Here is a 12388-nt window from a genome sequence, read left to right as displayed (position 1 = left end):
TCCTCAGCCCGCCACTTCCTTTGCTCAATCCCCGGTTCGTCCCATTTTCGCCGTTGACGTCTTCGAGTGCGACTTCCCAACCGTTCCTCGAAGGCATGGTTGTGACAACGACAAACGGTGTGGCTTTGTTCCGAAGGCAGTCGGTAAGCTTTATTCCGGTGCCGGACCCAGCCGGACAGGTTGTCGCGCCCCCAACATTCGCGCTCAATTCGAGTTTCGATCCCTCTTACAATCCGGCGAGCCCCCGCGGGACGCCCTTTCCCTTCTCCGACGAACTCATCTTGACAACAACCGGGGGCATCGTTCGATTTTCAATCACATCCCTGGCGACGACTGCTGATTCAGCCCAGAATTTGGCTTCGACGCAGGCCGAACCGGAGTTCCTTCCCTTCCCATCCGGAACTGGTTTTCCTCTCGCCGCTGCCATTGATTCTACAGTACCGGGTGGGAAAACGATGACGTTGATCCCCGTCTCAAACGGGCTTGTCGCAATCAGCGACAACACGGTGACGTTCACACCGGTACCCGAGGGTGCGGGATCGGTCCTCGGCCCGCCATCCCTTCTTCCATCAGGAGCAATACTTCTTCCGGTAAGCAACGGTATCGTCCGGGTTGAGCAGGAAACGTCTCAGTTCCTTCTGCTGCCTCAGGAGTCGGGCTCGGTCATCAGCTTACCTCTGGATATTTCACCGAGTCCCTCATCCCCTGAGATCCTTCTCGCCACTACCAACGGCTACGCCATCGTTCGCCCGAGCGGGGTGCAATTCCTTCCGCTTCCGACGGGATCGGGGGAAAACATTTCCTCATCTGTCGGACTCACCCGTGCAATTGCGGCCAATCAACCTCCGAGAGCCGAAGCAGGATCGGATCGAACCGTCGAGGCGGGCGTGGAAACAATCTTCGATGCGTCAACGAGCGAAGACCCCGACGGGACAATTGTCTCCTATTTCTGGGACTTTGGCGATGGAACGACGGCCACCGGCAGGACCGTCGCCCATAGCTTCACAACCGTTGGCGTCTTCACCGTCACACTCACGGTGAGGGACGATGATGGAGCGACGGCGACGGATCAGCTCCGCGTCACTGTCGTTGACACAACAGCTCCAACGGTGAAGGTCCTCTCGCCAACGGGGGGCGACATTGTGCCGTCGGGTGGCACCCTCACCATCCGGTGGTCCTCGTTCGATACGGTCGGGGTTGTCCGCCATGACATCCTGCTTGCCGTTGACGGCGTCAACTTCACGACCTCGATTGCAACAAATCTTCCGGGTTTCCTTCAGTCTTTCGATTGGTCGGTGCCGGGGACTCTTCTGACGAACACGGCACGGATTCGCGTCATCGCCCGGGATGGCTCCGGCAACACCGGTCAGGGCGACAGTCCGTTGTTTATCATCCGCGATGCGCAGCCGCCTTCGGTGACGATCCTTTCCCCCGTCGGAGGCGAGACCGTTCCAACCGGAGGGTCATTGCTCATTCGCTGGATTTCATCGGATAACGTTGGCGTCGCCTCGCACACCGTCCTGCTCGCACCGGACGGAGTGCAATTCACGACGGTTCTCGCCTCGGCGTTACCGGGGACCACACAGGAATTCCTCTGGCTCGTTCCCGCATCGCTTGTGGCGTCATCCGCGCGAATTCGTGTGGTCGCCCGTGATGCTGCCGGTAATGAAGCAGCGGGTGAAAGCGGGGTTTTTACGATCCAGGATACCATCGCTCCGACGGTGATAATCACCTCTCCAATGAAAGGCCAAACGGTGAACGCCGGTGGAACCCTGACCATCCGGTGGCAGTCAACCGACAATGTGGGCGTTGTAGCGCAGGATATCTTGTTCTCGGCCGATGGGGGCGCGTCGTATCCGACCACGATCGCGTCGGGACTGAGCGGGAAACAAACGTCATTTTTCTGGACGATACCCGCAAATCTCGTCACGTCGTCGGCCCGCATTCGTATCCTGGCCCGTGATGCTGCGGGCAACGTCGGTGAGGAAGACAGTGGCACTTTCTCCATTCGTGATGCAACGCCGCCAACGGTCTTCGTAACAAGACCGCGCACGAACGAAATCGTCAATCCCGGGACGTCGTTCACCATCACTTGGGATTCATCGGACAATGTGGGCGTCATTTCTCACGATATCTTGCTCTCGCTCAACGCCGGGCGGAATTACTCCATCACCATCATCTCGGGCCTGAGCGGCGACGTGCGCTCTTTTGATTGGACCGTTCCGGGGAATATCGAGACGAACCAGGCGCGAATTCGCGTCGTGGCCTACGATGCCTTCGGGAACGCGGGCTTCGACGATACGGGGAATTTCACCATCCGCGATACGCTGCCCCCCACCGTGTCCATCCTGGCGCCTCGAACAGGACAGACGGTGAATCCCGGCACCGTCTTCACGATACGCTGGGCCTCTTCGGATAACGTTCGCGTCCTCTCCCATGACATTGATTTTTCCACCAATGGCGGGCAGTCCTACACTTCTCTCGCAACAGGGATCAGCGGGACGGACCAGGAGTATGTGTGGAACGTGCCCCTCGTGACCACAACGCAAGCGCGCCTTCGCATCACGGCGCGTGACGCCGCCGGGTTGGTCGGCGTGGCGGAAACCGGCAATTTCACTATCCGGGATGCTCTCGGTCCCAGCGTTACGGTGCTTCAGCCGAGAGTTGGGCAGAGCGTCTCGCCGGGAACTACCCTCACCATTCAATGGACATCGTCGGACAACCTGGGTGTCGCCTCACATGAGATTCGCTTCTCAAGCAACGGGTGCGTTAGCTTTCCCACGACGATCGCCACCGGGCTGCCCGGTAGTCAGCAATCTTATCTGTGGGACATTCCCGCTGACATCAACACGACTCGCGCCTGTATCCGTGTCATCGCGCGTGATGCGGCAGGCAACATCGGACAAGATGACTCCGGTCTTTTCACCATTCGCGATAGCGTGGCCCCATCGGTCACACTTCTTTATCCGACAGGCGGAGAAACATTCGCAGGAGGCAGTCAGGTCACCGTCCGCTGGTCATCTTCGGACAATATTACGGTGGCATCACACGACCTCTATTTCTCGAGTAACGGAGGGGCAACGTTCTCTCCGATTGCGACGGGGCTCAGCGGGAGCCAGCAATCCTTCTCGTGGACCGTCCCGAATAATCTCGCCACATCACGAGCCCAGATTCGCGTCATCGCCCGCGATGCCGCAGGGAATGCCGGGCAAGCCACCAGCGGCAATTTCACCATCACCGACGTGACGCCGCCTCAGGTGAGCGTGACCCGGCCGGGTGCGGGCGATATTGTCCAAGCCGGTCGGAGTACGACGATTCGCTGGACGTCATCGGATAACATCGGCGTCGTCGCTCACGATATTCAGCTTTCGACAAATGGCGGTGCCAGCTTCGCCATCACTGTGGCCGCCAACTTGCCGGGGACGCAACAAACATTTACCTGGAATGTCCCGGCGGAGGTCGTCACGAATCAAGCCGTCATCCGCGTCATTGCTCGCGACGCAGCCGGCAACAGCGGCCAGGGCGACAGCGGCATCTTCGTGATCCAACCCGCGCCGACGCCCCCAACCGTTCGCCTGCTGGCTCCAAACGGAGGCGAGGTTATCCAGGCTGGATCGGTGTTCACCGTCCGGTGGACGTCAAGCGATGATCGAGGGATCGCGTCGCACGATCTTCTCCTCTCGACCGACGGAGGTCAGAGCTTCCCCTTCACAATCCAGACGGGTTTACCCGGATCGGCCCAATCCTTCGCCTGGTCCGTTCCTTCGACTCTGGCGACGACGCAAGCGCGCCTTCGTGTAATTGCTCGTGATGTGGATGGACTCACTGCACAGGACGACAGTGACGCCGATTTCACCATTGAGCGCCCACCGGCTCCACCGGGAGATAAGCTTCTCGTGGCCTCCGACGACGTGACGATTGTCGCCGGTTTGCCTTCTCAACCCACCGTGTTTGCGACGATTCCCACACGGGGGAATAGTCGGCGCGTTGCTGTTGCCCCCAATGGGGAGTTCGCCCTCGCGGTCAACAGCGACAATACCGTCTCGTTCATCTCGGACCTCTCCAACAACCCGCGCGAGACACGCCTTATCACCGTCGGCCAGGGACCGAGCGCCATCGCCATCAGCTCGGATGCAACGTTCGCTATCACCGTCAATGGCGAAAACCTGCCCCTGACGCTCAGTCTCATCCGTGACCTCACGACGACGCCGTCGGTCCGAACAGTCCAGTTAGGGAATGCACCGAGCTTTGCCGGGGCGCAGGATGTTGTTCTTTCACGCTCGGGCGATCTCGCCTTCATTCCCATCGCAGCAGGTGTTCTCATTATTGAGGGATTGCGATCCCGACCATTCCCGACCTTCCGCACAATCATCCCGATTGTTCAGGGAACGCCCACGAGCATCGCCCTGTCTCCCGACGAGGCAACCGCCTACGTCACGACAACAAATCCTGATCAGATCGTTGTCATCCGAGGGATCTCCGGCGTGCGACCGAGCATCGCCGCACGGGTCACGACGGGGCTCGGAAGAGGTCCCCGAGCTGTTCGCCTGACGCCGGATGGACGTCGCCTGCTAGTGACCAACAGCGGCAGTAACGACCTCTCATTCTACCGGGTGGAAGGTGAGGATCTGACGTTCGTCACCAGGCTCTCGGTAGGGTCACGCCCCACAGCGATTGCTCTCTCGCCCGACGGGTCATTCGCCATCGTTGCTAATTCGGGAGACCGGACGCTCTCGCTCATCGAGAACACCAGTGGGACGACGCCTACGGTGAATCCTCAACCGATCGGCCCTGCGCCAGAATTAGCGACGGATCGGAATGCGGTCCAGTCCCTTGCTTTCCTTCCTCGATAAACCTGATGTACTGGGACATCCAGGGGAAGCCAGTTCTGCCTCGGATCAATCGCTCAATAGCGATTATTTACAAAAGCCCGTATCCAGGTATTGTCCGCACCCTTCGGACACACGCACGCCCAGGGGAGACTCGCTTGCCAACTGCTCTAAATCTCCTCCAGAATGGCGGCGGCCAGGAGGGGAATCATAATCTCGTGATGTCCGGTGAGGGCGAACCCTCTCCCTACTCCGGCAACGGGCCGACGCACGACATTGGTCAGCGGACGATAATGCTGAATGAAATCGAAATTGGCGGTGGTGATATTTCGGAGCGGAGTACCGAGATTGCGCACGACCGTCACGGCTTTCAGGAACACTTCCGGCAAGACGACGGCCGAGCCGAGGTTGAGATAAACACCGCCTCCGTCCATCTCCTTGACCAGCGAACAGAAGAGAAGAAAATCGTGATGACTGGCCTGACCGAGAACGTCACCCCGCGCCGTAGGATGTATGTGAGTGATGTCCGCTCCAATGGTGAGATGAACCGTCACGGGGACGTGCTCACGATAGGCGGCATACAACAGCGAGTATTGTCGAAATGGAGGCTGTCGTCGGTGGAGGTCACGGCCAACGGCTTCCCCAATGCCGAGACCCTCAGTGACACCTTCCTCCAGTGCCGCGTTAATGAACCGTCCGGTCTCCTCCGCCATTCCGAAAGCCCCTTCGGGTAGGGCGGCATCTACGTCTTCTGACGTCGCCCCGACAAGAGCAATCTCAAAATCATGAATCATCCCCGAGCCACTCATGGCAATAGCGGTGATGATCTTCCGCTCGATGAGATCAATGAGGATAGGAGCCAGGCCGCATTTGATCACATGTCCGCCAATTCCCCAAAGGACGGGCTTACCGGCCTGTCGAGCGGCACGGACCGATCGAGCAATCTCGCGGAGATCACTTCCGGCGAGAATTCGGGGGAGACGGTTGAGGAATTCTTTCAGTGTACCGCCCGGTTCAGTCGGCTGAGAAAAATGCTCCACCGTCACTTTACTCGGGCGGGAAGAGAGGGGATAGGTCCGGAGGTGGGATAAATCAATTGGTTCGCGGTCGTAATGACTCATCGGTTATCAGGGAGGGGCGAGGCCGTCGGGGATTCAGCCTCACGCCCTGAGCCGGGTTCCTACTGGCCGACAGGGAGATTAGACGGAACCGTCTCTCTCCCTCGGCCAATGCACATGGTCTTTTTACCGACGCGTCGGAAGAGTCACAGCGCGATCCAGCACCATGCTGAACTCGGTTCCTGACGCCAGCTCGACCTCGCTACCTTTGCGCAGCAAGGCTCCGGCGGCACCGATTCCCGCGCCCACGGCCGCGCCGATACCTGCGCCTTTACCTCCACCGGCAGCCGCACCAATAACTGCACCGACCCCGGCGCCGCCGCCGATGAAGACGACATCGCGCTTGATCCCCGATTTACCCGATACTTCACCTTCTTTACCGACTTCTTGCTTCTTTCCTTCTTCGGTCTCGACCGAAGCCAGTGATCCGTAAATGGTGAAGGTCTGTTGCGAAGGGAGTTCGAGTCTATAGAAGGTGACGGCAATACGACCGTCTCGTCGGCGCGCTGCTCGTGCCACAGATGTGACGCGACCGTAGACAATGCTCCCCTCGGGAATAGCAACCGTTTCACCCACAACGACAGGAGATACGACCTTCGCGGTAAACGTATCGCCCTTTTGAGCAGTGCGCGAGCTCAGTCCCTGGGTGAGTCGCAGCCGAATAATAGTATCTACCGGCACGGTGACCGAGCCACTCGTTTGAGGATGGAGTGCATCGCCTTTCTCCTCTTGGACAGCTATCAAGGGTGGACTTGCCGCCAGGAGAAGAATAAGGGGGACCAGGAAGAGTCTCCGTTTCATCATAAACTTTTCCCTCCATAAGTATTGACTTGAAAGGCTTCACGTCCTTAGATGCGATAAACCTTGCTCACGGCAGCTCCCACAGGGGCGGAAACCACGACTACCGCTTGATGTACTGAGCAGCATTCTCCGGGGTGATGACAACATCCCTGGCGACAAGGCCAACCGCTGGAAGTTCAGCCGGTTGACCGTTGATCAGCATTCTGAGAGCCGTCACCTTTCCCACCGACAGCTTGATTTGGCTCTGAGCAGTAATGGTTCGTACCTCTTGGGGTTTGAGAATAAACTGCACGGGTTTAGTTTCGTCATCCGCGACATAAGAAATCCAGCATTCTTCGCTAGCTTCGAGACGAACTTCCAAAGGACGAGGCGCAGGACCGGATGTCAGGGCGGGCGCTGTCGCCGGTGAAGGCGCTGCGCTTACGTCACTGCTCGGCAGGTGTTGCTCGGGGGAGGTCGTTTGCTGGCTCGTCTTCCCGGGCGTTGGTTCCGACAGCACAGAAGGAGCCGGTCGCACGTGTCGCCTCTGCCAGTAATTCCACCCCGCCCATCCGCCGAGACCCAGGACCACGAGCACAGACAGAGTGATCGCCGTCGCCGCAAGTATGGAAATCTTTTTGCGCCGCTCTCCTTCTGCCGCAAGGCTCAATCGCGCGGGCTCATCACGGGGCTGGCCGATTTGCTCGTAGTAGCGCGAGATGGCCTGCTCTTCGTCCATTCCCACATAGCGTGCATAAGTCCGAATGAAGGACCGCGTGAAGAGGCCCCCCGGCAGGGCATTGAAATCATCTTCCTCAATGGCCCGAAGAAATCGCGCGGACACACGCGTTACATTGGCGATCTCTTGCAGGTCAATTCCCCGTGCTTCGCGGCGCCGTTTTAACTCCTGCCCCAGTGTTAACGTCTCGCGCTGTCCGTTCATAGACCCGCCGATGCAGCATAAATATGACCTGCTACTGAGGATGTGTCAACCTAACCAGGAAGATCACGCGCCGAGGCTGTGCAGGTAGACAGCGTCGGCGAAGATACGCGCGGCGCAGCAATAAACCTGCAGACTCCCACGTGCCTAGCGATGGACGAGACAGCTTTTCACGCGGGTGAGGATCGCCAGGCAATAGCCGTTGAAGATCTCCACCGAAGGCAGCCCTTCTCCGCCGGTGAATGTCGCCTGGCAGCTTGATTCCAAAAAATCCAGCTCGCGGCAGAGAGCCTCATCCTGTAAATCGAATTCCAGGTGGTGTCGAAATGCATCGCCGATCACCGTCGCAACCCGAGAACTGAAAAACATATATCCTCTGCTGATGGCCCTCAATCCACGAATCATCTCCGCATCGGATTCAGTCTTGATCATGTAGCCGAAGGCACCCGCATCGAAGGCGTCAGCAATGACATCCAGATGTTCGTGCATGGTGAGAACGAGAATCTTTGACTGCGGAAGCGCCGCTTTCAGGACGGACGTCGTCTCGATCCCGTTAAGCCCCGGCATGCCAATATCCATCACGACGATGTCGGGGCGTGTCGCCAGACCTTGACGTAAGGCATCATCGCCATCAACGGCTTCCCCAACGACCTCAAAACGACCGTGCGATTGCAAAATTTCCCGCAGACCGCGCCGAACGATGGTGTGATCATCGGCCAACAGAATCCTCAGCATTCGCGCTTCTCCCGGCGTTACACAGCCTCGGACTCCTCTCGGGGGCATCGCGCCTTGTTACGGCATTGTCCCCAGAGACGCGTTCATTTTTTCCACCTTCACCGGCACAATCATGCTTCAGGACTGGAGGAGAATCAACACGGTGAATATCCGATTTTTCTCAGGAAAGGGGCCGATTTTCTTTCAGGCCAAAGGCTAAATGATGCCGCGCCGCAGGGCGTATTTCACCAGTTCCGCCACGTTGTGCAGGTCGAGTTTCCGCATGATATTCTCACGATGGGTTTTGACCGTCTTCTCGCTGATGTAGAGCATATCGCCGATCTCTTTGTTCGAGTAGCCCTCGGCGATAAGTTGCAGGATTTCTCGTTCCCGCGAAGTCAGGAGCGAGAACCTATCCTCGGGCTGAACCTTTCCTTTGGCCGCGTCGAGGAACTGGGAAATCACTTTCTTGGCGATTGAGGGGCTCAAATAGGAGTCTCCCCGATGAACCGCTTTGATCGCAGCAATCAGCTCTTCTCCGGCGGCGTCTTTGAGCAGATACCCTGTGGCTCCCGCCTCAAGAATCTCAAGCGCAATTCGGTCATCCTCGTGAACGGTCAGGATCAGGATCCTGGTCTTGGGCAGAGCCTTAGCAATCTGGCGCGTCGCTTCAATCCCGTTGAGGATGGGCATGGAAATATCCATGACAACCACATCGGGGGCGAGAGCTTCGGCTTTCTTGACGGCTTCGCGCCCATCAGCGGCCTCACCGACGACTTCAAAAGCAGGATCGAGTTCGAGGATGCGCTTCAGTCCCTGTCGCAAGATCGTATGATCGTCTGCCAACAAAATGCGTATCTTACTCATACCGTTGTGCCTGAATAGTGTGTGGTGTGGTCCCATTATATTCAACACCCCGGTCAAACGCAATCGGAAAGCACCCTCCAGAGATTGGCGGCATGATTGATGTTTGGCAGCACCTCCGTCATAATTGACGGGCTATGAACGGCAGTCAAAATACCCGGAAACGAGGATGCAGCTATGATACCACCATTTAAGAACGAACCCTTGACGGACTTCACCGATCACAATAACCGCCTGGCCATGGAGCAAGCCATTCGCCGGGTGGAATCAGAATTCGGTCGGGAATACCCCGCCATCATCGGGGGTGAACGGGTCACAACGGGAGACTTGCTCAAGTCGGTCAATCCCTCGAATTACGATGAGGTTGTGGGCTTCGCACATCGAGGAGATCAGTCCCACGTAGATCGGGCGCTTGAAGCGGCCTGGCAAGCATTCGAGGGCTGGAAGCGTCTGTCGGCGGAGGAACGTGCCCGTTATCTCTTTCAAGCAGCGGCTGTGCTGCGGCGACGTAAGTTCGAGATGGCAGCCTGGATCGTCCTCGAAGTGGGGAAAAGCTGGGCTGAAGCCGATGCCGATGTCGCTGAGGCCATTGACATGATGGAGTTTTACGGGCGCGAGGCCGTCCGCTATGCCGGACCCCGCCCCGTGACACCCTCACCGCTGCCTGGCGAACATAACGAGTGGTTCTATATCCCGCTCGGCGCCGGCGTAATCATCCCACCCTGGAATTTCCCTCTGGCCATCCTCGTGGGGATGACGATGGGAGCGGTTGCTGCGGGCAATACTGCCATCGTCAAACCCTCCAGCGACAGCCCTATCATCGCCGCCAAATTCCTTGAGATTTTAGAAGAAGCCTCCTTCCCTCCCGGCGTTGTGAATTACCTGCCGGGCTCAGGAGCCAAAGTCGGCGACTATTTGGTGACCCATCCCCGGACGCGCTTCATCGCCTTTACGGGCTCGATGGAAGTCGGCCTCCGAATTAACGAACTGGCTGCCAAAACGTCCCCCGGTCAGATTTGGGTTAAGCGCGTCATCGCCGAGATGGGGGGCAAAAACGCCATTATCGTAGACAGTTCCGCCGATCTGGACGCCGCAGCTGAGGGGATCATTACCTCCGCCTACGGCTATTCGGGACAAAAGTGCTCGGCATGCTCTCGCGCTATCTTCCTCGAAGACGTCTATGACGCCGGCGTCGAGAAGGTCATCGAACGGGCAAAAAGGATCACCGTCGGTCCCACCAAGGATCCAAATAACTGGATGGGACCGGTTGTCAGCAATTCAGCTTACAAGTCCATCCTGCAGTACATTGAGATCGGACGTGGCGAGGGGAAATTGTTGCTCGGCGGTCATCCCCTGGAAGAACTCGGTCGCGGATGGTTCATCGCGCCCACCATATTCGGTGATGTGTCGCCCGGTGCTCGAATTGCTCAAGAGGAGATCTTCGGCCCGGTCCTGGCCTGCATGAGGGCGAAGGATTTCGACGAAGCCTTAGCGATTGCCAACGGAACCGTCTACGGACTCACGGGCGGTGTGTACTCACGCAACCGCGCTCATCTCGAACGCGCCCGCAAAGAGTTTCACGTCGGAAACCTTTATTTCAACCGCAAGATCACAGGGGCACTCGTAGACGTGCACCCCTTTGGCGGATTCAACATGTCGGGCACGGATTCAAAGGCCGGCGGACGCGATTATCTGCTCCTCTTCTTGCAAGCCAAATCCGTCGCGGAGAAGCTGTGACCATCTCTGACAGAAGCGGACGAGGCACATTGCCTCGTTCGCTTCCTTTCAGACTATCACCCTTCTTTTTCCCGAGGCAGGGCGTCCCATTTCCGACGAGCCAGGTGGCATCATCCGACCGGAGGTTTCAAGGATGATCTAAAAATCGGGGCTTTTCATCCCAAGCCCATGAGTTCTTTTAGGTGTGTGGCGGTGTCGCCAGAGCAATTTCGGCAAAGGAGTGCGAGACCTTCCTGTCGTCTGGTAAGCGAAGAGCAAGAAAAGACGTGACCAGAGGCAGTACCGTCGCCGCCGCGAGTACGGGGATGAAGCCCACCTTCTGGGCGACAGGCTCGCATAGGGCTGGAAAAAGCGAGCCGACGCCCCAGGCACAGCCCATCATCAGAGCCGATACTGTTGATGTTCGACCGGGAACGAACTCCTGAGCGGCGGCGATTGTCACGGGAAAAGCGGACATGAGCAGAAACGCCCCCGATGCCAGGAGCATCAAGGCCGGCAAACCACTCAAGGTGTATCCGGCAACCAGAAGCGGAGCGAGCGCGAGCCCCGTTCCCATGATGACTCGTCGCGTCCCCAATCGGTCCGCTGCCGGACCCGCCAGGAATCCCCCAACGGCTCCAGCCAGAAGAAACATCGTGAGGATTCTTCCCGTCTCGGTGAGATTGAATCCTCGCTCCTTCAAAACAAACGGGAGATAGTTGTTGTTCATGATGTAGAGCGCCGCCCGGCTCATCGTGATGACGTAGAGGATTCCCAACGGTTGCCAGACCCGGCCGATGATCTGCCGCAGAGAAGGAACAGGGGCCGGGTTCGGTCCCGCGCCGTGAGCATCTGTCACAACTGAGCACCATCGGACCATTAACAAAGTGGCGAAAAACCCTCCCAGCGCAAGATAAGGTGTTCGACCGAGGTCGGCTGACGCCACCAGCGTGGTGATCAGAAAGGGACCAAGCGCAAACCCCAGGGTCCCTGAGGAGGAGAAAACCGAAACCGCTGTCCGCCGACGCTCTGCATTGGTCCTGGCAGCAAGGGCAGCTCCCTGGGGATGAAACGATCCGATCCCTACCCCGGCAAGAAGCAGCAAAGTGACCAGAACCGGATAGGAGGGCGCAACTCCAATCAGTGAAATAAAGAGGCCCGTGACGGCGGGTCCGGTAACGGCGAATGCTCGCTTGGTGTAACGGTCCGCCAAAAATCCATAGACTGGCTGCATGAGTGACGATGTGATGTTGAGTAGCGGGGCGAGAAGAAAAACTTCCGTCGGTGTGAGCCTGAGCCTTTCGGCCAGTACCGGAAGCAGCGGGTAGATCGTGCTCGAATAGGCATCATTGACAAAGTGTCCGATGGCCAGAGCGAGAAGCGCGATCCGATTGCGGTTTGTCGTCATCGTCGTGAAAATGGCCAAG

8 protein-coding genes are annotated in these 12388 nt (G+C 58.1%); 2 read left to right on the top strand and 6 right to left on the bottom strand.

Going from position 1 to position 12388, the window contains the following annotated elements:
- Positions 1-158 precede the first annotated feature (158 nt).
- Positions 159-4853 (top strand): Ser-Thr-rich GPI-anchored membrane family protein, encoded by a 4695-nt coding sequence (locus VNM72_09510; GenBank protein ID HXF05639.1) that lies wholly within the window; start codon positions 159-161, stop codon positions 4851-4853.
- 146 nt (positions 4854-4999) lie between these two features.
- Here VNM72_09510 and VNM72_09505 read toward each other — a convergent pair whose 3' ends face one another.
- The 5 genes from VNM72_09505 to VNM72_09485 all read right to left on the bottom strand — a co-directional run bounded on the left by VNM72_09505 (position 5000) and on the right by VNM72_09485 (position 9248).
- Positions 5000-5950, bottom strand: a complete 951-nt coding sequence (locus VNM72_09505; protein HXF05638.1) for a hypothetical protein — start codon at positions 5948-5950, stop codon at positions 5000-5002.
- A 123-nt stretch (positions 5951-6073) separates the two neighbouring features.
- Positions 6074-6751: a hypothetical protein gene (locus tag VNM72_09500; GenBank protein HXF05637.1), complete on the bottom strand. Its 678-nt coding sequence runs from the start codon at positions 6749-6751 to the stop codon at positions 6074-6076.
- A 97-nt stretch (positions 6752-6848) separates the two neighbouring features.
- The gene (locus tag VNM72_09495) at positions 6849-7670 is read right to left on the bottom strand and encodes a RodZ domain-containing protein (protein HXF05636.1); all 822 of its coding nucleotides are present in this window, start codon (positions 7668-7670) and stop codon (positions 6849-6851) included.
- A gap of 144 nt (positions 7671-7814) precedes the next feature.
- A complete protein-coding gene (locus VNM72_09490) occupies positions 7815-8402 on the bottom strand; it encodes a response regulator transcription factor (protein ID HXF05635.1) in 588 nt (195 codons plus the stop codon).
- Positions 8403-8597: 195 nt separating this feature from the next.
- Positions 8598-9248, bottom strand: a complete 651-nt coding sequence (locus VNM72_09485) for a response regulator transcription factor (GenBank protein HXF05634.1) — start codon at positions 9246-9248, stop codon at positions 8598-8600.
- A gap of 174 nt (positions 9249-9422) precedes the next feature.
- Between VNM72_09485 and pruA the strand changes: the two genes are divergently transcribed.
- Entirely contained in the window at positions 9423-10982 is a 1560-nt protein-coding gene (pruA, locus tag VNM72_09480) for an L-glutamate gamma-semialdehyde dehydrogenase (GenBank protein HXF05633.1), read from the top strand.
- A gap of 178 nt (positions 10983-11160) precedes the next feature.
- Here pruA and VNM72_09475 read toward each other — a convergent pair.
- Positions 11161-12388, bottom strand: a 1228-nt coding sequence (locus tag VNM72_09475; GenBank protein ID HXF05632.1) for an MFS transporter, incomplete at its 5' end; no start/stop codon positions are given.

Source organism: Blastocatellia bacterium, assembly GCA_035573895.1.
Lineage (GTDB): Bacteria > Acidobacteriota > Blastocatellia > HR10 > HR10 > DATLZR01.
The sequence above is the reverse complement of the archived record's forward strand: the minus strand, read 5'-3'. Positions and strand labels throughout refer to the sequence as shown.

What these genes read in the sequence shown, in the direction of transcription:
- VNM72_09505 (HXF05638.1), bottom strand. Translation starts at nt 5,950, where the DNA reads ATGAGTCATTACGACCGCGAACCAATTGATTTATCCCACCTCCGGACC.
- VNM72_09500 (HXF05637.1), bottom strand. Translation starts at nt 6,751, where the DNA reads ATGATGAAACGGAGACTCTTCCTGGTCCCCCTTATTCTTCTCCTGGCG.
- VNM72_09495 (HXF05636.1), bottom strand. Translation starts at nt 7,670, where the DNA reads ATGAACGGACAGCGCGAGACGTTAACACTGGGGCAGGAGTTAAAACGG.
- VNM72_09490 (HXF05635.1), bottom strand. Translation starts at nt 8,402, where the DNA reads ATGCTGAGGATTCTGTTGGCCGATGATCACACCATCGTTCGGCGCGGT.
- VNM72_09485 (HXF05634.1), bottom strand. Translation starts at nt 9,248, where the DNA reads ATGAGTAAGATACGCATTTTGTTGGCAGACGATCATACGATCTTGCGA.
- pruA (HXF05633.1), top strand. Translation starts at nt 9,423, where the DNA reads ATGATACCACCATTTAAGAACGAACCCTTGACGGACTTCACCGATCAC.